A 23,469-nucleotide genomic window follows, 5' to 3' on the forward strand; every position below is an offset into this window, starting at 1 on the left:
GAGTGTGATGGACTCCGCGACAGCCAATCCCGCGCCGCGACAACGTACCTTTGAATGCGCAATAGCCGTCTTGAGAGATACTTTGCGCAATTCGCATGCCGCCCTTCATGTCAACGGGCCGCATAGACTCTCGACCATTCAAGGCCGAGGGCGTCTCACCGCTACCGGAAATCCCGCGACTTCACCTTGATGCTGTCGGTGCGCAGGTCCGGCACGTAGATGTCCCGGGAGCTCGGCCCCTTCGGCACGCTGCGCGGGTCAATACCGGAACTGCCGTGATGGAATTCGTCGCCGCGCTCGAGGGATAGCGGGAATGCGTCATCGCGGTCTCCAACGCCGGCGAGGTCCGCCGACAGGTCGGTCAGATGATTGGCGACGAGGTGCACGACCTCGCCCTCGCGCTGAATGCGTCCCTGAACGGCAATCATCCTTGCGGCGAGGATGATGCGGCGCTGGCGTTCATAGAGCGACGGCCAGATCACCAGGTTGGCCACGCCGGTCTCGTCCTCAATCGTGATGAACATGACGCCCTTGGCTGACCCTGGCTTCTGACGCACCAGCACTAGGCCGGCGGTCGTCAGCCACTTGCCGTCGCAGGCATTCATCGCGTCGGCGCAGGTAACGATGCGACGGCTTGAGAGGTCCGCCCGCAGGAAGCTCGCCGGGTGTTGCCGCAGCGTGAGGCCCACGTGCCGGTAATCCTCGACGACCTCGCCTCCGGACGTCATCAGCCGCAACGACACGGCCGGCTCGCGAACTTCCTCGATGGTCCGGGCCTCCCGCTGCGTGGCGGCGGCGAACAATTCCAGCGGTTCATCCCGCAGCGCTTTGAGCGCCCACAGCGCCTCCCGCCGTGCCAGCCCTAGCGATTCATTCATCGCATCGGCTTTCGCCAACTGCACCAGCGATGCAACCGGGATATCCGCACGGCGCCAGAGATCGTCGACGGATTCGAATGGCTGGTCGGCCCGGGCGGCGACAATTTCCGCGCCGTTCTTGTTGGATAGCCCACGGATCAGCCGGAAACCCAGACGGACCGCGAATCCGTCGTCGTTGATCGGCTCCAGCGTGCAATCCCATCGCGAGGCGTTGATGCAGACCGGCCGGACTTCGACGCCATGGTCGCGCGCATCACGAACAATTTGCGCCGGCGCGTAGAATCCCATCGGCTGGGCGTTCAAGAGCGCGGCGCAGAACACGTCCGGATGCCAACACTTCATCCATGATGATGCGTAGGCGATGAGCGCGAAAGACGCAGCATGGCTCTCGGGAAATCCGTAGCTCCCGAAACCTTCGAGCTGGCTGAAAGTCTTTTCGGCAAATTCCCTGTCGTAGCCGCGATCCACCATCCCGTTGATGAGCTTGTCCTTGAATTTGGACACGCCACCGGTGAACTTAAAGGTCGCCATGGCGCGGCGAAGCTGGTCGGCTTCGCCCGGCGTGAAGCCGGCGCATTCGATGGCGACCCGCATCGCCTGCTCCTGGAAGAGAGGCACACCCAGCGTCTTGCCGAGCACTTTCTCGAGCTCGGGCTTCGGAAACACGACCGGTTCCTTGCCCTCGCGTCGGCGCAGATAGGGATGGACCATGTCGCCCTGGATCGGCCCGGGTCGCACGATCGCGACCTCGATGACAAGATCGTAGAACGTCCGGGGCTTCATCCGTGGCAGCATCGCCATCTGGGCGCGGCTCTCGATCTGGAAGGTGCCAAGCGTGTCGGCCTTCCGGATCATGGCGTAAGTCCGAGGATCCTCGGAAGGGATGGTCGCAAGATCGAGTTCGGTACCCTTGGCTTCGGCCAGGAAGTTGAAGGCGCGCTTCATGCAGGTGAGCATGCCAAGTGCCAGGCAGTCGACCTTCATGAACTTCAGCGCATCGATGTCATCCTTGTCCCATTCGATCACTTGGCGGTTGGGCATCGCGGCCGGTTCGATAGGCACCAGTTCGTCCAGGCGGTCATGGGTCAAAACGAAGCCGCCCGGATGCTGCGAGAGATGCCGTGGCGTCCCGATCAGTTCACGGGCGAGAACGATTGCCAGCTTGAGCCGTCGGTCGTCGAGATTCAGATTGAGTTCTTCAGCGTGCTTCGGCTCTACCCCCTCCTCCGACCAACCCCAGATCTGCGACGATAGCAGCTTGATCAGGTCCTCGGTCAGTCCGAGCGCCTTGCCGACGTCGCGCAGCGCACCTTTTGCGCGATACCGGATGACGGTCGAGCAGAGCGCCGCATGGTTGCGGCCGTAGGTCTCGAACACCCACTGCATCACGATCTCGCGGCGTTCGTGCTCGAAGTCGACGTCGATGTCGGGCGGCTCGCGGCGCTCCTCGGAAACGAAGCGCTCGAACAGGAGGTCGTTGCGTTCCGGATCGATCGAAGTGATGCCGAGCACGTAGCAGACGGCAGAGTTCGCGGCAGACCCCCTGCCCTGACACAAAATGTCCCTGCTGCGGGCGAAACGGACGATGGAATTCACCGTCAGGAAGTAAGGGGCATATTGCAGCCGCTCGATCAATCTCAGTTCGTGCTCGAGCGTGGGCCTGACCTCGTCGGGCAGGCCCTCCGGGTAACGCTCCGCCGCGCCCTCCCATGTCAGCTTCTCCAGCGCCTGCTGCGGTGTCAGGCCCGGCATGGTCCGTTCTTCCGGATACTGATAGGCGAGTTCGTCCATGCTGAAGGTGCACCGGCCGGCGATCGCGACCGTGCGGGCGAGGGCTTCCGGGTAACGCGCAAACAGTCGCGTCATCTCGTCCGGAGGCTTGAGATAACGATCTGCGTGGCGCTCACGGCGAAAGCCGGCTTCGTCGATCGTGACGTTGTGCCGGATGCAAGTGACGACGTCCTGCAGGATCCGTCGCGCCGGCTCATGGAAAAGCACGTCGTTGGTGACGACCGTCGCTACCCGAAAACGCTGTGCCATATTGTTCAGTTCGTGGATCCGCATCTGATCGTTCGGGCGGCGGCGCAGCGTCAGTGCCATGTGGGCGCGATCGCCGAACGTGTCGCGCAGGCGGCGGATCCGCTGCGCGCAGGCATCGTCAGCCACGTCCGGAACAAGCGCGGCGATCAAACCTTCGGACCAGTCGACGACATCTTCCCAGTTCAAGATGCATTTCGCTTTACCGCCGCGCGTCTTGCCGATTGAAAGCAACCGGCAAAGCCGTGAGTACGCCGGCCGGTCAGTCGGGTAGACCAGGACGGACATGCCGTCGGCGAGATCGAGGCGGCAGCCGACGATCAGGCGCACGCCGGTCACCTTGGCGGCCTCATGGGCGCGCACGATGCCGGCGAGGCTGTTGTGGTCCACGATCGCCAGCGCTTCGATGCCGAGCGACGCGGCATGCGCGAACAATTCCTCGCAGGACGACGCTCCCCGCAGGAACGAGAAGTGCGACGTGACCTGGAGCTCGGCATAACGGGACGTCATCCGAAAATCCCGTGCAGAAACCACTTGTGGGACCCGGTCGCCGCGTCCTCGCCGTCGCCAGCGCGAAAAATCCAGAAACGTTCACCGGCATCGTCCTCGACCTGGAAGTAGTCCCGGACCGCGATCAGCTCGGTGTCGCGCTTCCACCACTCGCCGAATACTCGCTCGGGACCGTCGGCTTTCCTGACGCGCCGCCGCGAGCCCCGCCAGGTGAAATTGACCGGCGGATGGTCAGGAAGCAGCGCGACAGTCTCGATGAGCTCGGGCGGGGCTAATAACCGGGCAGGACGGGGCCAATGCGCGGGCCAACCCTCTTTGGAAGCCGGGGCGGCTGCGGCGACTCGCCGGAATGATCGTTCCGGAACATCACTCGCCACAGGTTCGAACCGATAAAGCCGGGTCTCACCGACCCGGTTTGAGAGGATGTCGATCAGCCCGGATATATCCGCTTCCGGCTCGTCGACCAGCGACGAGATCGTCTGCTTGGTATTGAACGGATCGGCTGCGGTTGCCGCGAGCCGCATGATCTCGATGCCGAAGCCGGGGTCGACCTTCTCGATCTTGTCACAGAGCAATCGCGTCAGCCGCTTCGCATCACGCACCGGCTGGGCAGTCCCGATCCTGATCGCCTGCACCCGGTTGTCGACCAGCCCAAATAGAAGGTCGAGGCGCCGGGCTCCGAGACCCCGCAACTCCATTTCCTGGCAGAGTTTTATGGTCAGTTTGGCGACATAGCGCGCGATGGTCTCTGGTGCGCCGATCGGTTCGGCGAAAAGCTGCTGCGTCTCGATGATGTCTGGAGGCCGCACGGGTTCGATGGGATCGCCGGTCCGGCCCGTGGCTTGGTCCATCCTGCGGCCGAGCTCGGGACCGAACCTTAACGTGAGTGGTGCACGCGGCGTCGCCAGCAGATCGGATACCCGTTCGAAACCAAGCCGGCCAAGATCGTCGACGATGTCGGCAGTCAGCCGGAGCGCCGCGATCGGCAGCGGCTTGATCCTCTCGGCGCTTTCACATTCGGGAATAACCAAACTCGACTGGGCCGCAAACCGAGCCAGTGCGTGTGCAGCACCTCGTGTGTCCGCCATCGCCGCGCGCGCTGTTATGCCGACACCTTCCAGGCGCGAAATCATGTCGGCCAGTATGGCGTCCTCGCCACCGTGGAGGTGGCTGGCACCTGTCGCATCGATGACGAGGCCGTCCGGACCGTCGATGGCGACGACCGGTGAGTAGCGCAGCGCCCAGACAGCGAGACGTTCGAGCGCCTCGCCATCTGCAGCGGGATCCGCGTGATGGATGACCAGCTCCTTCACCAGGGCCTGCGCCTTTGTCGCGGGCATTCCGACGCGCAGGCCGATCCGTATCGCGACGGCATTCGCCGCAACAACCTCGCGCCGTCGTCCGGCCTGGCCTACCAGCACAAGCGGCATCGCTGGATCAGGCGCTGCGGCGCCCATGTTGCGTCGTAGCCGATCGGTCGGCCACGTCGGCAGGTAAAGCGAGACGACCCTGGACATCACACGCATCCATTACAAAGTCCGCGCTTTCGCCGGCGCGGCATCGGATCAACTCAAGCAGCCATCGGGCGCGGCCAACGCCCGGCACCGGCAATGGACTCGATGGCAGCGTCGACACCCGCCATCTCGTCGCCGACGCCGTCGGCTGTCCGAAATCCGCCGCTTCGGTCTGCCGTCGCCACCGTCTCACCGCGATCGCGATCGAACCCGATGCTTCGGCTGCGAGCGACAACCGCCGCGACGACGTCATCGAAAGCCGCGCGACCTCCGCGACCACGGCACCCAGCCCGCCATGACGGACGCCTTCCTCAAAACACGCGAGCACGGTTTTCTCGTCACAGGCGTCGACGTAGATGACACGGTCCGCATGAAGACCCACCTGAGCCAGGGCCGGCGCGAACAGATCCTGCCGGGTGATGCACCACAGGATCTTGCCCTTGGTGCGCGCGGCGATTCGGGCGGCGAACAAGGCGGCCGCGGCGCCGTTGATGGCGGCATTGCCACCTCCCGCCACTTCGTGCAGCGCCCCGAGCGCAAGGCCGCCACCCGGTAGCCGGCTGTCGATTGCCTCCACGCCGAACGGAAGCACTGTCCTGGCGCGCAACGGCACACCCTCAAGACGTTGAATCTGCTCGCGAAGCCGCAGAACGGCGGGTTGGACCAAAGCACTCATGCCCTCTTCAAACGTTCTCGAGACGGTATTGTTCTTGATTTGTTCGTATTGCTCGATAAGAGTCAACCGGCCGTTCCGGTTCCGAAGCGACGAGTTCGCGCAAAAAAAAGCGGAAGTCGTTGTGACGACGAAAAGAATCGCGGAGTCTGTTTTTTCATTAAAGGACGATCGAACTCGTGCAGCCGGCGGCCCCCTATCTCGACAGTCTCAATCCGGAACAGCGCAGGGCCGTGGAGCATGGCACCGCGGGACCGGGTCCCTTCGCGCCCTTGCTGGTGATAGCCGGTGCTGGATCCGGCAAGACCAACACGCTGGCGCATCGGGTCGCGCACCTGATCGTCAATGGCGCCGACCCGCGGCGCATCTTGCTGATGACGTTCTCGCGCCGCGCCGCCTCCGAAATGACCAGGCGAGTCGAACGGATCGCCCGCAAAGTGATGGGCGACAATGCCGGCGTTTTGACCGACGCGTTGACCTGGTCTGGCACCTTCCACGGTATCGGGGCCCGGCTGCTGCGTGATTATTCAGACCAGATCGGACTCGATCCCCAGTTCACGATTCACGACCGCGAGGATTCCGCCGACCTGATGAATCTCATCAGGCATGAGAAAGGATTCTCGAAAACGGAGAGCCGGTTTCCGACCAAGGGCACGTGTCTCTCGATCTATTCGCGTTGCGTCAATGCCGAGACTGCGATCGAGCAGGTGCTTGGTGCATCCTATCCGTGGTGCTCCGGATGGGCGACTGAACTGAAGGAATTGTTCGCGGCCTACGTCGAGGCCAAGCAAAAGCAGAACGTGCTCGATTACGACGACCTGCTGCTATACTGGGCGCAAACCATGAGCGATCCGGCGCTGGCTGATGATATTGGTGGCCGCTTCGACCATGTTCTCGTTGATGAGTACCAGGACACCAACCGACTGCAGTCGTCGATCCTGCTGGCGCTAAAGCCTGGCGGCCATGGCCTCACGGTGGTCGGTGACGACGCACAATCGATCTATTCGTTCCGCGCGGCCACGGTGCGCAACATCCTGGATTTCCCGACGCAATTCTCGCCGCCTGCCAGCGTCATCACACTCGATCGCAATTACCGTTCGACGCAGACCATCCTCGCCGCTGCAAACGGCGTGATCGATCTGGCGAAGGAGCGCTTTACCAAAAACCTCTGGACCGAACGGGCATCGGGCTCGAGACCTCAACTTGTCACGGTACGTGACGAAGCCGACCAGGCGCGCTTCATCGTCGAGCGCATTTTGGAAAACCGCGAGTCCGGCACTCTGCTTAAGGAGCAAGCGGTGCTGTTTCGGACCTCGAGCCACAGCGGTCCGCTCGAAGTCGAGCTGACCCGGCGAAACATCCCTTTCGTCAAGTTTGGGGGACTGAAGTTCCTCGACGCTGCTCACATCAAGGACATGCTGGCGTTGCTGCGGTTCATCGAGAATCCGCGGGATCGCGTCGCCGGATTCCGCCTGCTGCATCTGCTACCCGGTGTCGGACCGGCATCGGCGCAACGCGTGCTCGACCACATGGCGGAAGCGGCGGATCCGATCGCCGCGCTCTCTAGTATCCTCGCTCCGCCCCGCGCCGGCGACGACTGGAAGGCTTTTATACAGGCCGTTGGCGAACTGCGCTATTCGGAATGGCCCTCCGACCTTGAGCGTGCGCGGCTCTGGTACGAACCGCATCTTGACCGCATCCACGAAGATGCGGAGACCCGGCGTGCCGATTTGATCCAGCTCGAGCAAATTGCCAGCGGCTACTCGTCCCGTGAAAAATTTCTCACCGAACTAACGCTTGATCCTCCGGATGCCACCAGCGACCAGGCCGGCGTGCCGCTCCTTGATGAGGACTACCTGATCCTGTCAACGATTCACTCAGCAAAGGGACAGGAATGGAAATCGGTATTCGTGCTTAATGTCGTCGACGGTTGCATACCGTCGGACCTCGGTGCCGGAACTTCGGCAGAGATCGAGGAAGAGCGCCGGCTTCTTTATGTCTCCATGACGCGCGCGAAGGACGACCTGCATCTTGTCGTGCCGCAACGCTTCTTCACGCACGGGCAGCATGCGCAGGGCGACCGGCATGTTTATGCCTCGAGGACGCGGTTTATACCGGACCGCCTGCTCGGATTGTTCGAGAAGACCACGTGGCCGCTTGCGATTGCCGGAACCGCAGCCGCAGCGCGGGCCACAGGCCAGGGTGCGCGCATCGACGTCGGCGCCCGCATGCGCGGGATGTGGCGGTAGGAGTTTTTCGGGTGTGCTGGTGTGGACGGCCTCTCATCCCCACGGTTTTATGGCGCTCTCGGCGTCAGAGATAGATGAGAGGAAAGTCTAGTGAATATTCCCATTCGTATCGGCATGGATACTTCGAAGTCGGTGTTCCAGCTTCACGGTGTTGATGAGAATGAGGTAGTGGTCGTCCGGCGCCAGTTTCGGCGAGCCGAGATGATCCGCTACTTCGAGCGGCTTCCGCCAGTTCTCGTCGCCATAGAGTCTTGCGGCAGCTCGCACCATTGGGGCCGCCTGCTGCAGTCGTTTGGACACGAGGTAAAGCTAATCCCGCCTCAATATGTGAAAGCCTACGTGAAGCGTGGCAAGAACGACGCGGCCGACGCCGAGGCGCTGTGCGAGGCGGTCACCCGACCTAGCATGCGGTTCGTACCGGTAAAATCGAAGGAACGGCAAGCGGCCTGCATGTTGATGACCGTGCGGGAACGCCTGGTCAGCGTGAAGTCGCAGCTCTCCAATGCTTTCAGGAGCTATGCCGCTGAGTTTGGTATCGTCGGCCCCGCCGGCCGGCAGAACGTCGCGGCACTCATCAAACGTGTGCTCGAAGACGATAGCCTTCCGGAAATGGCGCGGGATCTCTTCCGCCTTCAGGCGGACGAGTATGCCGCGGTCCAAGCTCGCCTAGCGAAGATCGAAGCCAAGCTAATGAAGTGGCATCGCGAGGATGACATCAGCAGGCGTATTGCGACAATTCCCGGCATCGGTCCGATTGGGTCGTCGATGCTCAGCATGAAGGCTCCGCCGCCTGAGACGTTCAGATCGGGTCGCGACTTTGCGGCATGGCTCGGACTGACGCCCAAGGATCATTCAACGGGCGGTCGGCAAAGACTCGGCGGCATCACAAAGGCCGGAGATTCTGCACTGCGATCGACGTTGATCGTCGGTGCGACCGCGCTGCTGAGGCATGTCCGAAAGGGTCGCCATAAGCCCACACCGTGGCTCGCTTCGCTGCTGGAGCGAAAGCCGCCGAAGTTGGTCGCGGTGGCCTTGGCCAACAAGTTTGCCCGCATCGCTTGGCGCTTGATGATATCGGGCGGCGTGTACAACCGGCCGGTAGTCGCCATACCGACTTGATCTGAAATCGGCCCGCGAGCAAGGTTGCTCGGCGGATTGCCCACGAACTTGCAGGACGCAGTAGATGGAAGGACCGATCGGTCGATACGCGCGAGCTTCCGAAGATTACACTGGCACCACGAGTGTCGCCCATGTGCTTGGAGCGTGCGTAGCGAACACCATCTCGGCCAGCGGACTTTGTCCGCGCAAACAGGCCGGACATCTGATAGCAAGCGATCTGGCCAGAAGTCTGCTACAATACTGACAAGTGGGGGGCCGTCCACATCTGCAATCTCTACTCAATGACCACGAATATCGAAGCCATCCGGCGACTGTTTCAGGTCGACGCTTCGAACGACACGTCCGGCAATCTGCCGGCGATGCCCGGCATCTACCCTGACTATTCCGCGCCGATCGTTCGCAACGGCGCCTCTGGACGCGAGATTGCGATGGCGCGCTGGGGCATGCCATCGTCGCAAAAGGCGCTGATGGATGCCACCAAAAAGCGCGCAGAGAAACTGCAGGCCAAGGGCAAGACTGTCGACTTCAAGGAACTGCTACGTATGGAGCCGGACAGCGGGACCACGAACATCAGAAACATCTCAAGCGCCCATTGGAAGCGGTGGCTCGGCGCAGACAACCGCTGCCTGGTGCCGTTCGCCTTCCCATTCATGCCGCTCTCCCGGGAACGAGGACGGCGTAATCGGCCGCCGATGTCGTCTTCACGTGGGTCTTCGGCAGATGCGGATAGGCACTGAGATCGAGCGGCGCCGGACGGCGCTCAATCCGGGCTCGCGGCCTCGGGCCCGCGCGATCCGGACATAGTCCTTCACCACCGTGTAGCCGCCGCCGAACCCATGCTCGTCGCGCAGCCGTTCGAAGATCCGCTTCGCCGTGTGCCGCTGCTTCACCGGACCAGCCCGGTCCGCCTCCAGGATCGCATCAATCACCGGCAACAGCGCACCCAGTTCGGCTTCGCGACCGGCTTCATGCGCGTGTAGCCAGGCGGCAGCGAGAACCGGCACATCTTCAAGACCGTCTCGCGGCTCAGCCCGAATACCCGTGCCGCCTCACGACGGCTGTGGCCTTCGATGAAGACGAAGTGCCGGACGGCGGCGTAGACTTCCACAGCAAACATCCCGGCCGACCCCCAAAAGGAACCAGCCTGGCCACTGGACGGTTTTTACTCCGCTCGCGCCCGCATCAAACCGACGCTACATGACCTAATTTGTCAACGCCGCGCACATCGCCGACGGCTCGGATAATTTCACCACGCGCTGTCTGGTGGATGTGTGCTTTCTGGCGACGAAGCCGCTGGTGACTGCCGCGCTTGGAGTGTTCGACGGATTTTCTGACGACGATCCGCGCCCACGAAAAAATGCTGATGGCGAGTTCAATCCGACCTACCGTTGTTTGTTTGCCGAACCGCCGCCGGCGGGCACGGCAGCCGAGCTGCCAGCAAGCGGGCATTCTCGGCGCGCTGGCCGGCGTACTCGGCTTGATGACGGCGCTGGAGTCATTCGCGCGATCGTCGGATTCGGCGAAGGGCTGGTCGGACGCCTGCTGAGGATCGGCGGCCGTTTGAGGCTAAGGCTGAGCTGCCCAAGATCAGTGGAACTCCGAAATCGAGCCCTAAAATGCTTCGACGTTTAGCATCGTCCGCAGCGGCTTCCTAAAGATCAGGAACACAATCCCCGTGATGCTGGCGAGCGCAGCGATCATCAGAAAGAAGCTCATCTTGTCCATGGTGCTCCAAAAGCTCCCGAGCCAACCGGCGAGGAGGTTGCCAACGAAGTTTGTGGTGAGCCACAAGCCCATCATCGCCGAGACCATGCGGGCAGGGGATAGTTTAGAGACTAGCGAGAGCCCAATCGGCGAGAGGTAAAGCTCGCCCATGGTGATGATCACGAAATAGGCAAGGAGCCACAGCCAGTTCGCCTTGTCTCCACCCGACTGCCAGGCCGCCACCGCCATGATCAGATAGGAGACGGCGCAGGCAAAGCAGCCGAAGGCCATTTTGCTTAGGGTCGAAGGCTCCTGGCTCCGTCGCGCCTGCCAACTCCAAAGCCCCAATACGAGCGGCGTGAATGCCAAAATCATGAAGGGATTGAATGCCTGAAACCAGGTAACCGGGATTTCTCCGCGCCAGAAAATGAGGTTGATCGAGCGGTCGGTGAAATCGCTGGCCCACAGTGCGATGGTGTTGCCCTGCTGTTCATAGGTCGCCCAGAACAGGCTCGTCGGCAGAAGTAGAAAGAGAAGCGCAACAACCACGCTCCGTTCGCTTGCGTCGAGCCGGATTTTGTCGCGGGGAGCGCAACGCAATGCATCCGGAGGCAGTAGCGGGGAAGCGTAGATATAGACGGCAAGCCCGATCATCATGCCGATGCCTGCGGCTCCGAAGCCATAAGGCCAGCCAATCTCCTCGCCTAGTGTGCCCGCCACCAGCGGCGCCAGCATCGCTCCGAGGTTGATCCCGACGTAAAAGATTGAGTAGGCGCGGTCACGGCGGGAATCGCCTTGGACGTAAAGACTACCCACCTGCGACGATATATTGGGCTTGAAGCAGCCGCTCCCCAGAATGATAGTCAAGATCGCGAAGAGAAACAGCGGCTCGAATGCCATCATGAAGTGGCCGAGCGCCATCAGCGAGGCGCCCAGCATCACGGTACGCCGCTGACCCAGAAGACGGTCGGCGATAAGTCCTCCGAAGATCGGTGTGAGATAGACGAAACCAGTGTAGAAGCCATAGAGGTGCGAGGCGAAGGGCTGCACGCCAAGCGGACCAAAGATTGATTCGAACAGGCTGCGGAGTGGCGCGAGCCCGATCACCAAGTCCGCCCGCTCGGGCAGCAGCAGATATCGTACCATGTAGATGACGAGCAGCGCGCGCATTCCGTAATAAGAGAAGCGTTCCCACATTTCTGTCGCGAAGAGGAACGTCAACCCGCGCGGATGACCAAAAAGTTGTCGCTGGCGGCCGCACCAGTTTCTGTGTTGCTTGTCCGACATGGCTATTGTGCTGCACTCGCCGTCTATCACGTGCATTAGGCTAATTGCTGTGGCATGTCCGTCGTCAGATGATTTGAGAATGATCGGGCATTTTGCGAAGAGAGGTTCTGGCCCATCAGTGGTTAGAGTTTAAGCGGCCTGCGATCGATGCTGCAAGCGACGGTTTGCCATAGTGTCGCGTTTGATGCGTTGACGCTCGGCCAGGATTGTCGCGGCTGTGCCGAAGTAAATGTCAGCCGGGGTCAGGTTGTCGACGCTCTCGTGATAGTGGACATGGATTGTAGTGCTCGACGAAGGCGCCGACCTGCCGTTCGAGATCGTCAAGCAAGTAGTGGTTGTCCGTGGCGCCGAAGTGCAAGCCATCCACCATCAGCGTAACGGAACATCGTCAATACCTGGCTAGTCGGTGCTAACCGGTCGATAGCAAACTGGCTCAGTCTTTTGATGACTTCCTGAATCTGACGCCTTCGCCTGAATCTTCACTCGCTGCAAAAAATTCGACGCCATATTCATCCTCAAGAGTGCGCTGCATGGCCTCGAGCACCTTGCGCCGGCGCGGATCCATTTTCTCTCCGCTATCTGTTTCGACAACACTTACGGCTTGGCGCGTAATACCGGCCAGACTCGCCAAGGTAGCTTGATCTACTCCTGCTAAGACACGGCCTGCTTTTATGAGTCTCGGCGATGGCCAGACTTCCGAAGATGTTTGTGATTTTTTAACCATACGATTAGTATCGCTGGAATTATTCCATTGATCTATTGTTTTTGTGCCCCATATCGCTGACATTATTCCAGCGAATGGAGCTGCTCGATATGAACTACCACGATTACATCATGAGTCGGCGCTGGCGCGAGAATCCAGCGCGGCTGGCGGAGCTAGAGGCCTCGGGCTTCCGCTGCCGACTTTGCAATAATGATGGCACGGCGGGCCGGCTCGAGGTCCACCATCGCACCTATAAGAATCTCGGCAACGAGCAGGTGGGCGATCTGACGACGCTGTGTCGGGGTTGCCATCGTCTGGTGACCGATCATCAGCGTCGACTCCGCTACGCGGGTGCGCTTCCGAAGGTCTTCGATGTGCGCCTCGCGCTTGAGCATCCGGCACCGCTGTTTGATCCCACATTCAGGAGATGACGTGATGTCTGTCGAACGTCTTCGCGTGCGCCTCACCGGCGAGCGGCCACTGTTGATGCACAGTTCGCGCCTCGCCGATCCGCTCGATCCGGTCAAGATCGATCTCGATCGGCTGACGAAAAAGCGTGACAAGACAATTGCCGATCACGAGCAGATTGCAAAAGTCGAATGGCATGGCGGGCTTTGGCTATTGGATGGCAGGCCGTGTATTCCGAGTGAAGCGATCGAGTCAGCCTTCGTTGCCGCGGCAAGGACGCGGCGCAAGGGCAAACAGGCTAAGGCGGGTTTTGCCTGCGTGGGATCGCCGCCGCTCCAGTACGATGGACCGCGCGATCTGGCGTCATTATGGGACGACAAGGCCTACCGGCTGCGGTTCGCGGTCAACGTCAACGACGCCAAGGTGATGCGCACGCGACCTCGGTTTCCCGAATGGCATGTGGTTGCCGACGTCGAGTTTCTGCCGAGCCTCCTCAACCCAAACGAGGTCGTCGAAACCTTCGAGATCGCCGGCATGCGCGAGGGGCTCGGCGATTGGCGGCCAAAATTCGGCAAGTTCTCGGTCAAACTGGAATAGAATCCGGCGCGCCGCAGGCGTGGCGGGGCGTGGCCCGATGAGGCAGTGCACGGCCCCGCGTGGCAAGGCGAGAGCTCCCTGACCGGAGCTGCTCCTCTCTCTCTCTCTCTCTCTCTCAATCAACCAATCCCTTGAGGGGATTAACGCGCAAGTCTGCCTGCGCGAACAGGAGAGCTTTGTCGTGCGTTCCTCCGACGTCACCTTGGTTACAGGCGCTCCAGCCGTACTGTCCCCGATCACATCGCCGCGTGAGTATGCAGCCCGGCCGGCTGCTCGCCCGCGTCAGATTATCTCATGGCCGTTCAATCAGGACGACGTCACGCCACTACAATGGTGGCGCACGATGCCGGCGGATCGGCTCAACGACGCTCAGCATCTGCTGTTGCGGGCAACCCTGGAGAAGGTCAGCCTGATCAAGGGGCGAGAGTGGCTCAGCGGCATGCGCGGCGACGCCGCGGCCAGCATCGCGATTGCGCTTCATTGCCTGCCGATCACGACTGTAACGCTCGAGGTCGATCTCGCGATGAACGCTGTTGCGCTGCATGCGCTTGGCGGTGATGCGGCATCCGCTCTGGTGCTGTCGCACATCCTGCGCCGCGTTCCCCTTGATCACCCTTTTGCCCGGGACTTGGCGCTGTCGTGGCTTGCACTCAACCTGCGCCGTGTCATGCAGATGAGGACGAAGGAGAAGGCTCAGGCATCTCAGGCGGCGGAAGGTGATCGCTCGCTCCATCATGGCGATGCCCTCTTTATGGGAGACCGCGCATGAAGCTTCAGATCTTCTCCGACCTGCACCTCGACGTGGCCTCGATCAAGCCGATCACCATTGCCGACGGTGTCGACGCGGTCATCGTCGCCGGCGACACCTGCGAGAGCGCGGTGCGCACGTTCGAGCACCTGCGGCAGATCGTGCCGCTGGCCATCCCCATCGTGATGGTGATGGGCAACCACGAGTACTACCGCCGATTCATACCGGATGAGCTGGCGCTGGCCCGGGAACGGGCAGCCTCCTTCAACATCCACCTGCTGGAGGATGACAACACCGTAATTTGCGGCGTGCGCTTTGCGGGTGCAACGCTGTGGACCGACTACGCGATCTTCGGCGCGGCGAATGTTCCGCAGGTGATGAACGCCTGCGCCCACGGCATGAACGATCATCGCTTGATCGGCTGGCAGAAGCAACCCTGGCTGCGGTTCCGGCCGCAGGAGGCGGCGCGGCTGCATCACGAATCAAGGGCGTTTCTCACCGAAATACTGGCCACGTCATTCCCGACCGTGGTGGTGACCCATCATGCGCCGCATTGGGACTCAGTCCTGCCCCGTTACCAGAGCGACCCGTTGACCGGGGCCTTCGTCTCCGACCTCTCCATGCTGATCGAAGCTTACCAGCCCGCTCTCTGGGTGCACGGTCACGTCCATAACTCCAGCGATTACCGGATCGGACGAACCCGAATTGTCGCGAACCCGCATGGCTACGGGAACGAGAACCCGCGGTTCAACGGTCAATTGGTCGTCGAGGTCGATCCCTGACGTCGTCCTACCCCGAACATTCGATCCCGCTCATTCCGCTGTTTGTCGACGTCATCAGTCTGCAGGTGTGTTCATGCTGACGCAACTCTATCCGTTTCTTGATCCCTCTCACATCACCGCCGGCTTGATCGACCGGCTGCGAGTACTGGCCGATGACGCCGCGCACCTTCAATCGGTCTCGCCCTCTCTGCTGCAGACCGCTCCCCTTCTCGAATACTGGGTACCAGTCCAAAGGCCGGAAGGTGTGCGGCTCATCGGCCAGGTCGAGGATCGCATGATCATCACCTCGCCGCTGTGGTTTGCCGATCCAAGCGGCACCTGGATCCGCACCCTGTCGCGCTTCTACCGACTCGGCTCGCCTGCGAACCCTGGCGAAGCCAGCCTGATCTCGTCCTTAAGGATTGAGCCGCACGACACCCGCGACGACCACGAGCCGGAGGACGACGTATGAGCACCGACCCCACCGCCGACAAGCTCAGCGATCCGGATCTGCCGACGATCGACCACGATGCGATCACAACTGGTGCCGCCGCCGACTCTTCGGAGGCCGACGACCGGCTCAAGAATCTGCCCCGCGTCCTGCGCTATGCGATGCTGGTGTCAACCGCCGCGAAGCACATCGACCAGCGGCTCGCGGCGGAGATCACCGAGCTTTGCCCGGATCTCGCACTCACCACCGGCTGGCTTGCCGGCCGCGAGACCGAATCCGGCCAGGACCTCGTGACTGATCTTGGCCTGCTGCTTGCCAGCGAGCTCGACCGTCTGGCGGTTAACGAAGACCGGACGGATCTGCGGTCCCTGGCCGACTGCGTGCGGCTGCTATCGCTGCCGGTGCCGACCGACATCTGTCATTTTGGCGAACACAGGCGCGTGGCCAAGAGCCTGTTGATCGCATTCGTCGGTTTTGCGCGCAGCAGCGATGACGAGGAGCTGTGCTCGGACCTCGAGCGGTTCTGCTTTGGCTGGGTGGCACTTCCCACCTGCGGCCTTCTGTTGAGCCGTTATGACCGGTCTGCGGCCTACACCGCGGATATTGTCGGTGCGCGAATGGCGGAGCACCGGGTCGAGGCTGCAAAGGCTTCGGTCTGGAAGCTGGTCGAGGACAAGGCGAAGCAAAAGGAAGAAAAACAGGCAGAGCAGAGGAAGAAAGCCAACGACGTCGAGAGCCAGACCGCGGCCCCTCGTGTGGCTGTTCCGGAAGATCGTCTTGTCGTCGCCCGCCTCACCGACGAGGAGATGAAGAATATCAAGCTAAAGGACATTATCGGTCCGCTCAAATCGGTGATCAACGTCACGCTCCCGCTCGTGCAGTCGCCGCCGCTGCATGAGGTACGTGAGCTCCTGATGTTCGAGTTCCCCTATGCCGCCGATGTCATCGACTTTGTGCTTGCTGACCTGGTCGGCCGGGTGACGGTGCGGCTGCGGCCGCTGCTGCTGGTCGGCGATCCCGGCGGCGGCAAGTCCCGGTTCTCGCGGCGTCTCGGCGAGGTGCTGGGCCTCAATGTCTGGCGCACCGATGCCTCACGCTCCGATGGCGCCGTCTTCGCTGGCACGGACCGGCGCTGGTACTCGGCCGAACCGTGTCATCCGTTCCTGGCGATCGGCCGGGCGAAACACGCCAATCCGCTGGTCCTGCTAGATGAGATCGAAAAGGCCGGCACTCGTACCGACTACGGCCGGCTGTGGGACTGCCTGCTCGGATTCCTCGAACCCGAAACCAATGCCCGTTATCCGGATCCTGCGCTACAGATCACGCTCGATCTCAGCCAGGTCAGCTATATCGCGACCGCCAACAGCCTCGATCCGTTGCCATCGCCAATCCGCGACAGGTTCAGAGTCATCACCTTCCCAAAACCGACCGCGAACGATCTCGACGCGCTGCTGCCGGCGGTGACCGCCGACCTCGTCGGCGAACGCGGTCTCGACAGCAGATGGGTCGCTCCGCTCGATGGCACCGAGCGAATGGCCGTCGCCACCCATTGGCGCGGCGGCTCGGTCCGCCGATTGCGCAGGCTGGTCGAGGCCATCCTACGCGAACGCGATCTTCGCGCGGCCAGGAATTGAGCGAGACAAAAATAATCTCATGCACGATCGGCCTCATCACGCATGGTTGCCGTCCCGGCTACCACGACGTCCGGCTGCCGCTCCGGCGGGCATCTCCGTCTTAGGCAATCTCGCGAATCTCGCTACATTTGGCGCCAACATGCACAGGATCACCACCGTGACCGAACCCCAGATCGTCTGCCCGAACTGCCATACCGAAATCAAACTGACCGAATCCCTCGCAGCCCCACTTGTCGCCGAGACGAGACGGCAGTTCGAGCACCAGCTTGCGGCGAAGGAAGCTGACTTCGGCAGGCGCGAAGCGGCACTCAAAAAGACGCAGGACGATCTCGCCAAAGCCAAGGAAGCCATTGATGAGCAGGTCGCAGCTAGACTGAAAGCCGAGCGTGCGTCCATCGCCGAAACCGAGGCAAAGAAAGCCCGCACCGCACTGGCCAATGATCTCGAACAACGCGACCGGCAACTCGCCGAGTTGCGACAGAACCTGACCGCAAATAACACCAAATTGGCCGAGGCCCAGGCGGCCCAGGCCGAGATCATGCGTAAGTCCCGCGAGCTTGATGATGCCAAGCGGGAAATCGAGCTCACGATCGAGAAAAAGGTGCAGGAAAACCTGTTAGCTATCCGGGATAAGGCAAAGCTTGAGGCCGAAGAAGCTCTTAAAGCGAAAGTGTCTGAGAAAGAAGCTCAGATCGCGGGGATGCAGCGTCAGATTGAAGACCTGCAACGCAAGGCGAGTCAGGGCTCCCAGCAACTGCAGGGCGAAGCACTCGAACTGGAACTGGAATCTCTGCTGCGCGGCCGCTTCCCGCGTGACCTGATAGAGCCGGTGCCGAAGGGCGAATTCGGCGGTGACGTCCTTCACCGCGTGCTCGGCGCCGCGGGACAGAGCTGTGGCGCCATCCTTTGGGAATCCAAGCGAACCAAAAATTGGAGCGACGGCTGGCTCGCCAAACTGCGCGACGATCAGCGTTCGGCCAAGGCCGAGATCGCGCTGATCGTCTCGGCTGCCCTGCCCAAGGGCGTCGAGACATTCGACCTCGTTGATAACGTCTGGGTCTCCGAGCCACGCTTCGCCATTCCGCTCGCCATTGCACTGCGAGAATCGCTGATCAATCTCGCCGGCAGCCGCCAGGCTGCGGCCGGCCAGCACACCAAGATGGAACTGGTCTATCAATATTTGACCGGCCCCCGCTTCCGTCACCGCATCGACGCCATCGTCGAGAAGTTCACCGATATGCAGGCCGACCTCGACCGCGAGCGCAAGACCATGATGAGGATGTGGGCCAAGCGCGAGGAACAACTCAAGGGCGTTCTCGACTCCACCGCCGGCCTTTATGGCGACCTCCAAGGCATCGCCGGCCGTGCCATGCAGGAGATCGAAAGCCTTGACGTCCTGATGATCGAAGATGGTGCAGCCAGTAAAAACGGCTCAAGCTAAAATGACGGACCGCTTTGCGCGGATACCCGTGTTAATCGGCGCGGGATCTGGACGCCGATCGGCACGCTAAGCTATTGGTCTGCTTGGCGCGGGAGGAGTCACTCTCCGATGCCTTCATACAAACTATCGGTGGTGACCACGACCGTCGGCTGGCCGCTCTCGGCAATCGCCACGCAAACCGTCGCCTTGTGCACATCCAATCCGCCCGCCCTCCATGCTTGACGCTCTGTTGTGAATATTGATTGAACTTTGACCCCCTCAATCGTCGCACGCGCAATCTAAAGTTTTGATTTTATTGATGTGAGAATAGTGACCCCGGCGCCGATCGGCGTCCAAACCCCGCGCCGAAACACAAGCTATTGAAAAGACTGGCGCTCCCTAGGGGAAACACCAAAAGCCCTATAAAGCCGTTGAAATCGCTGATCTTTTAGGCGAGCCTGCTGGCCGTTGTGTAGCAGCTTTTACGCTAGGCGTCGAGTATCTGGCCATATGTGGTGCACAGAAAAGGATTGCGAAGAGCACACCTGTTGCAGCTGATTTTGCTAGACTTTTTCTATCGCCGATCAATCGTGTTTACCAATCTCGTGACATATTCTACGTCCTTCGGAGCCGCATTAGGTATCAACATCGCCGCAGGGGCGATCCGGGACGCGCTCTTAGTCAGTTAGCTCCTTAAGTCATTTAGAAATCTAGTATGGCAATCAGCTAACAGGTAGAGATGCTGTTCTGGATGCTCGGATTTTTCTGCAATGATGGCGCGACCGCAATCAAATTTCCGAGGCAAGCAGCTCGATTTCGAAGAGTTTCGCGATCTGACCTTCATCGGAATGGCTGGTTTGACCGACTATTTGATGAAGCCTGCCGCGCCACCCAATCCAAACGGGATGGTTAATTACAGGCTAGTCGCAGACAGCCTTGGTCTCACCTACGAGCCGGACTGGCTCGATAGGTTAGGGCATGAGCTGGATAACGGATATGAATCGATAGCATCGCATGACAGCCCATCGAAAGATCATGCCGAGGATGAGCACTGGGTCTACTTGAACAGTGGATTTGAGCGTATTGCATCGTTGCTTTACGAAAAATACTACGTGCCTCCTCCGATTCGAGACCTTAGCTACGAGGAGTTTCGCGACGTATTTCTCTTCGAACTCGCTGGCATGGTTCAAGATTCAATCGGAGAAGACGGACGCTCGCACGACCGCCAAAAGCCCTTAAGCTATGATTTGCGTGTCACTGCGGATTTCCTGAATCTGCCACATGAGCCAGACTGGCTTGCTCGTGTAACATCCGAGTTTCTCGAACGGGGTTTTATCGCAAGGTCAGACGATTCTTCAGGTAGCCCTAGATATGCTCTAACGCGACAAGGTTACGAACATACAGATCATCTCTCAGAAAAGCTGAGCGCGGGCAACGGCTTCTTGCTCTTGCACGGTGAGGGGACGCTTTTCTTCTCGGTAGACGCCAGCCACATCTCTAGGCTTGGACTCGAACTGGTCGCCAAGCAAGAAACGGCCGTGGCTGAACTCGTCAAAAACGGTTATGACGCAGATGCGACTCAGGTGGATTTGATCTTCAACACTGCGAGCGCCCCCCAGACATCGTTAGAGATTTACGACAACGGTTCGGGAATGAATATCGAGCAGCTTGAAGCGGGCTTCATGCGGTTGTCGACACCCAACAAGGTGGAACATTCGCGAAGCGAGCTGTTCGCCAGACAAAAGGCCGGGCGTAAAGGTATTGGCCGATTTGCGGCTCAACGACTCGGGCGTCGTCTCGTACTCGAAACTACGACTCATTCTGCTCGCAACGGATTGCGCCTCGATATCGATTGGGATGAGTTTGTCGCCAATCGAAATCTATCTGCCGTTCCAAGCAAAATAACCCGAATAAAAAAGCCATTCGAGCATGGCACACGCCTAACGATTCTAGACCTACGAGACAGCTGGTCAGATGCTCAGATTGAACGATCCCATCGGCATATCGCTGAACTGATCCAGCCATTTCCTCTCGCTGCGGCCACCGCAAGTGGAGCAGACCCCGGCTTTAAGGCGTCGTTCGCTCGAGAAAGGAGTGGAGATCTTGAAATCGTTGCGGACGATTGGTCCGCCTTTTTTAGACACGCACTCGCTGAAATTGAAGGCTTCGTTGATCATGCGGGAAATGCGAGTTGGACGCTGAAGTCTACTCAATTTGGAATTGATAGCGGTCCATCAACTATCGGACCAAACAAGGACACTCCTGCAGAGCCCTACCCCCATCTAAAGAATGTAAGGTTCAAAGCCTACTACTACATCGACAAAGAAACCCAACGGGCTTTCAGATCAAAAGTTGCTGATAAACTGCAGAGTAGCGGTGGAATACGCCTCTATCGTAATGGCTTCCGGGTGCTCCCTTATGGAGAGAGATTCGATGATTGGTTGAAGCTGAATGCATCAAACCTGCTGCGTAAGGTCTTGCCACCGCACAGTAACCGAAATTTTCTGGGCTTCGTTGAGATCAGCGATGTAGACGGCACGAACTTCGAAGAGACTTCTAGCCGCGAAGGGTTGCTGGAAAACGAATCATTTGTGGAGCTAAAAGATTTCGTTTCTGCTGTCTTAAAAACAGCCATCCTGCCCATAGCCGCTGCTCGCGACAGAAAGCTGACAACCACCGATACTCGACAGAAGCAACGTAGTCCGAAGGGACAGGCCGAAGAACTCTTGGGGCGCCTCAGCGCTCTTCAGAAAAACGCGAACGGGGACCCGGCCTATACTTTAGCACTGGCGCAGGTTGTTGATGCGATACGATCCTCGGTAATCGAAATCGGAGATACCGGTCAGGCTCTACTTGAAGAACTCGGCATGATGAGAGTACTCGCAACCTTGGGGTTAACAATCGGAGAGTTCACCCACGAAATTCGGATAACGCTCGAGTCGGTTAAAGCGTCGGCATCATTGCTTGCCGCGAGCGTCCAGACAGAAGCATCTCAACCGAAACAAGCGGATGCGCTGCTGGATAAAATTGCTGACTTCGAGGGTTACCTCACTTACTTCGACGCGACGGTCCGGGACAACGTTAGCCGTGAAGTCGTCGCCTTAGAAATACGAGACGTCGTAAATTCATTTGTGAAAGTTGTATCGCCTAAGCTCAACCGGAAAGAGCTAACCCTGGAAACCGCCTTCCAAGGCGTGTCATTGTTTACCCGCCCAATGCACAAGTCCGAGTGGGCCTCCATCTTGATCAATCTTTTCACAAACTCCCTCAAGGCAATTCGTCGGGCGGGCGTAAACGGTCGCATCCAAATAGAATGCGGACGCAACGAGGGAAACATCTTCTTGGACTTCATGGATAATGGCGACGGGATTCCGGCCACCGACGCTACTCGAATTTTCGACGCGTTCTTTACGACTACTTGGGCCACGGGAGCTTCCGCGGAAGACGGCACTTTCGAGGGTATGGGGATGGGGCTCAAGATTGTGAAGGATATCGTTGAAACCGCCCGCGGCCAGATTGCACTGCGTCCCGCGGCCGAAGGTTTTTCAACCTGCTTCCGCGTCAGCGTACCAGAAGCCTCCGATGAGGAGATCCCTGACAATGCCTATTAGGTATCTCTGCTTAGACGATGATGCACGTGCTGTAAGACCTATTGTCGAATTATTGCAGCAAAGCGGCCCAGATTTCGAACTTGAAGTCCGCACCCCGGCAAACTTTGATGACGAGATTCGCATGCTTTTGAAGGCCGAGTTCGACGGATTGCTTCTGGATCTACGACTAGACCGGACCGCTGATGAATCCGGCGCGAGAGTCAATTACCGGGCGCTTTCGCTGGCTCAAGAATTAAGAACACGGATGACCGAAGGCGAAATGACATCGCGTCCTTTGGTTCTGTGGTCGGTAGATGACAACTTTCAATTATCATACGACAAGGATGAGACTGGCCACGATCTGTTTGACCGCAAGTACTACAAAGGATCCGTAACGGCAGACGCGCCACGAATGGCCGCTGAGTTGATTGATCTTGCGCTTGGATACAAAAACATCAATGCGCTCAAGTCGCGCACGATCAAGAACATCTATAGTCGTTTAATCGATCTTCCCGATGCATTTAGTATCATAGACCCGCGCATAGCTAATGATATCGCTGAAAATCGTAGCTATCCTGCGCACGCCTTTGCTCGATCCATCCTTCAGAATCTAATCTTTGGTGCCGGCCCGTTAATCGACGAACGCCTGTTAGCGGCTCGCCTCGGCGTTGATATCGAGGCGTCGGACGATTGGGAGAGGCTAAAATCGAAGTTAAGCGCAACAAAGTACACTGGAACGTTTGGCAATGCCTGGCCCCGATGGTGGATGTTCAAATTGCTGGCAGCGTTCAAAGAGGTGCACCCTTCTTCGCCTATACAGCGTCTCGAAGCCAGCGAAAGGGTGAGTGCATTGAAATCTGCGTTCAAGTTATCGAAGTTGACAGCTGCTCATCCACTCGTTGATGGCTACGACGCTCGTTTCTGGTTTGTGTGTAAGCTTTTGTCTAAACCAATTGCACCAACGGACGCGGTCCAACTCTCCGTTGAGCGACGCGAGTGGCAAGACGGGATCTATGCATCAGTCAAGTCCATTCTCGACAGGACTCACAAGTCGGAAGGATATGAAATTCATCCGTTCGAGCAACCAAGAATTGCTGAAATGATGGCGGCTTTGCGAGATGACGAAAAAAAATAACTACGACGACCGTCGCAGGACGGCCGCCACAGCACTTAGGTCGTTAGGCCT

Annotated in this window: 16 protein-coding genes and 4 pseudogenes; 13 read left to right on the top strand and 7 right to left on the bottom strand. The window is 59.6% G+C overall.

Annotation, left to right across the window (positions count from 1 at the left end):
- Nucleotides 1-161: 161 nt before the first annotated feature.
- From NHAM_RS19310 to NHAM_RS19320, 3 genes are read right to left on the bottom strand one after another with little or no spacing between them, the layout of a single operon-like run.
- Entirely contained in the window at nt 162-3,425 is a 3,264-nt protein-coding gene (locus NHAM_RS19310) for an error-prone DNA polymerase (protein WP_011512121.1), read from the bottom strand.
- Nucleotides 3,422-4,942: a Y-family DNA polymerase gene (locus NHAM_RS19315; protein WP_041358387.1), complete on the bottom strand. Its 1,521-nt coding sequence runs from the start codon at nt 4,940-4,942 to the stop codon at nt 3,422-3,424. The genes NHAM_RS19310 and NHAM_RS19315 overlap by 4 nt, the downstream gene beginning before the upstream one ends.
- Nucleotides 4,863-5,615, bottom strand: a complete 753-nt coding sequence (locus tag NHAM_RS19320; protein WP_041359271.1) for an ImuA family protein — start codon at nt 5,613-5,615, stop codon at nt 4,863-4,865. The genes NHAM_RS19315 and NHAM_RS19320 overlap by 80 nt, the downstream gene beginning before the upstream one ends.
- 176 nt (nt 5,616-5,791) lie before the next feature.
- Here NHAM_RS19320 and NHAM_RS19325 point away from each other — a divergent pair, with 176 nt between their 5' ends.
- The 3 genes and pseudogenes from NHAM_RS19325 to NHAM_RS19335 form a co-directional block, all read left to right on the top strand.
- Nucleotides 5,792-7,861, top strand: a complete 2,070-nt coding sequence (locus NHAM_RS19325) for an ATP-dependent helicase (RefSeq protein ID WP_011512124.1) — start codon at nt 5,792-5,794, stop codon at nt 7,859-7,861.
- A 114-nt stretch (nt 7,862-7,975) separates the two neighbouring features.
- On the top strand, nt 7,976-8,980 hold the full coding sequence (locus NHAM_RS19330) for an IS110 family transposase (RefSeq protein ID WP_041357943.1): 1,005 nt from the start codon (nt 7,976-7,978) through the stop codon (nt 8,978-8,980).
- A gap of 263 nt (nt 8,981-9,243) precedes the next feature.
- Nucleotides 9,244-9,618: pseudogene (locus tag NHAM_RS19335) on the top strand (SOS response-associated peptidase); the annotation flags it as partial.
- A 132-nt stretch (nt 9,619-9,750) separates the two neighbouring features.
- On the opposite strand, the pseudogene NHAM_RS25275 reads toward NHAM_RS19335, so the two are convergent.
- Nucleotides 9,751-10,097, bottom strand: a pseudogene (locus NHAM_RS25275) (IS21 family transposase); the annotation flags it as partial.
- Nucleotides 10,098-10,204: 107 nt separating this feature from the next.
- Between NHAM_RS25275 and NHAM_RS28425 the strand changes: the two are divergent.
- A pseudogene (locus NHAM_RS28425) lies at nt 10,205-10,540 on the top strand (ThiF family adenylyltransferase); the annotation flags it as partial.
- Nucleotides 10,541-10,591: 51 nt separating this feature from the next.
- Here NHAM_RS28425 and NHAM_RS19345 read toward each other — a convergent pair.
- From NHAM_RS19345 to NHAM_RS26935, 3 genes and pseudogenes are all read right to left on the bottom strand, one after another.
- Nucleotides 10,592-11,971, bottom strand: a complete 1,380-nt coding sequence (locus NHAM_RS19345) for a peptide MFS transporter (protein WP_049769376.1) — start codon at nt 11,969-11,971, stop codon at nt 10,592-10,594.
- Between the two features lie 129 nt (nt 11,972-12,100).
- Nucleotides 12,101-12,302 (bottom strand): annotated as a pseudogene (locus tag NHAM_RS28430) (IS3 family transposase); the annotation flags it as partial.
- A gap of 102 nt (nt 12,303-12,404) precedes the next feature.
- Nucleotides 12,405-12,758, bottom strand: coding sequence for a transcriptional regulator (locus tag NHAM_RS26935; RefSeq protein ID WP_011512127.1), 354 nt, complete (start codon nt 12,756-12,758; stop codon nt 12,405-12,407).
- 26 nt (nt 12,759-12,784) lie between these two features.
- On the opposite strand from NHAM_RS26935, the gene NHAM_RS19360 reads away from it, so the two are divergent.
- The 9 genes from NHAM_RS19360 to NHAM_RS24160 all read left to right on the top strand — a co-directional run bounded on the left by NHAM_RS19360 (nt 12,785) and on the right by NHAM_RS24160 (nt 23,418).
- Complete coding sequence (locus tag NHAM_RS19360) at nt 12,785-13,105, top strand: HNH endonuclease (RefSeq protein ID WP_041359274.1); 321 nt, start codon at nt 12,785-12,787, stop codon at nt 13,103-13,105.
- A gap of 4 nt (nt 13,106-13,109) precedes the next feature.
- A complete protein-coding gene (locus NHAM_RS19365) occupies nt 13,110-13,679 on the top strand; it encodes a hypothetical protein (RefSeq protein WP_011512129.1) in 570 nt (189 codons plus the stop codon).
- Nucleotides 13,680-13,860: 181 nt separating this feature from the next.
- A complete protein-coding gene (locus NHAM_RS19370; RefSeq protein WP_157043690.1) occupies nt 13,861-14,448 on the top strand; it encodes a hypothetical protein in 588 nt (195 codons plus the stop codon).
- Nucleotides 14,445-15,209 carry a metallophosphoesterase gene (locus tag NHAM_RS19375; protein ID WP_011512131.1) on the top strand — a complete coding sequence of 255 codons (765 nt, stop codon included), beginning with the start codon at nt 14,445-14,447 and terminating at the stop codon, nt 15,207-15,209. Before NHAM_RS19370 ends, NHAM_RS19375 begins: the two co-directional genes overlap by 4 nt.
- Before the next feature lie 73 nt (nt 15,210-15,282).
- Nucleotides 15,283-15,660, top strand: coding sequence for a hypothetical protein (locus NHAM_RS19380; protein ID WP_011512132.1), 378 nt, complete (start codon nt 15,283-15,285; stop codon nt 15,658-15,660).
- A complete protein-coding gene (locus NHAM_RS25280; protein WP_011512133.1) occupies nt 15,657-17,273 on the top strand; it encodes an AAA family ATPase in 1,617 nt (538 codons plus the stop codon). The genes NHAM_RS19380 and NHAM_RS25280 overlap by 4 nt, the downstream gene beginning before the upstream one ends.
- A 157-nt stretch (nt 17,274-17,430) precedes the next feature.
- Nucleotides 17,431-18,714 carry a DUF2130 domain-containing protein gene (locus NHAM_RS19390; protein ID WP_011512134.1) on the top strand — a complete coding sequence of 428 codons (1,284 nt, stop codon included), beginning with the start codon at nt 17,431-17,433 and terminating at the stop codon, nt 18,712-18,714.
- Nucleotides 18,715-19,463: 749 nt separating this feature from the next.
- Nucleotides 19,464-22,304 carry a sensor histidine kinase gene (locus NHAM_RS19395; protein ID WP_011512135.1) on the top strand — a complete coding sequence of 947 codons (2,841 nt, stop codon included), beginning with the start codon at nt 19,464-19,466 and terminating at the stop codon, nt 22,302-22,304.
- The gene (locus NHAM_RS24160; RefSeq protein WP_049769378.1) at nt 22,294-23,418 is read left to right on the top strand and encodes a hypothetical protein; all 1,125 of its coding nucleotides are present in this window, start codon (nt 22,294-22,296) and stop codon (nt 23,416-23,418) included. The genes NHAM_RS19395 and NHAM_RS24160 overlap by 11 nt, the downstream gene beginning before the upstream one ends.
- The last annotated feature ends 51 nt before the right edge of the window (nt 23,419-23,469 follow it).

The sequence above is a fragment of the Nitrobacter hamburgensis X14 genome, assembly GCF_000013885.1.
GTDB lineage: Bacteria > Pseudomonadota > Alphaproteobacteria > Rhizobiales > Xanthobacteraceae > Nitrobacter > Nitrobacter hamburgensis.

Coding starts and splice junctions, on each gene's coding strand:
- NHAM_RS19395 (WP_011512135.1), top strand. CDS start 19,464: ATGATGGCGCGACCGCAATCAAATTTCCGAGGCAAGCAGCTCGATTTC.
- NHAM_RS19360 (WP_041359274.1), top strand. CDS start 12,785: ATGAACTACCACGATTACATCATGAGTCGGCGCTGGCGCGAGAATCCA.
- NHAM_RS19310 (WP_011512121.1), bottom strand. CDS start 3,425: ATGACGTCCCGTTATGCCGAGCTCCAGGTCACGTCGCACTTCTCGTTC.
- NHAM_RS19320 (WP_041359271.1), bottom strand. CDS start 5,615: ATGAGTGCTTTGGTCCAACCCGCCGTTCTGCGGCTTCGCGAGCAGATT.
- NHAM_RS19380 (WP_011512132.1), top strand. CDS start 15,283: ATGCTGACGCAACTCTATCCGTTTCTTGATCCCTCTCACATCACCGCC.
- NHAM_RS26935 (WP_011512127.1), bottom strand. CDS start 12,758: ATGTCAGCGATATGGGGCACAAAAACAATAGATCAATGGAATAATTCC.
- NHAM_RS24160 (WP_049769378.1), top strand. CDS start 22,294: ATGCCTATTAGGTATCTCTGCTTAGACGATGATGCACGTGCTGTAAGA.
- NHAM_RS25280 (WP_011512133.1), top strand. CDS start 15,657: ATGAGCACCGACCCCACCGCCGACAAGCTCAGCGATCCGGATCTGCCG.
- NHAM_RS19345 (WP_049769376.1), bottom strand. CDS start 11,971: ATGTCGGACAAGCAACACAGAAACTGGTGCGGCCGCCAGCGACAACTT.
- NHAM_RS19375 (WP_011512131.1), top strand. CDS start 14,445: ATGAAGCTTCAGATCTTCTCCGACCTGCACCTCGACGTGGCCTCGATC.
- NHAM_RS19365 (WP_011512129.1), top strand. CDS start 13,110: ATGTCTGTCGAACGTCTTCGCGTGCGCCTCACCGGCGAGCGGCCACTG.
- NHAM_RS19315 (WP_041358387.1), bottom strand. CDS start 4,942: ATGTCCAGGGTCGTCTCGCTTTACCTGCCGACGTGGCCGACCGATCGG.
- NHAM_RS19330 (WP_041357943.1), top strand. CDS start 7,976: ATGGATACTTCGAAGTCGGTGTTCCAGCTTCACGGTGTTGATGAGAAT.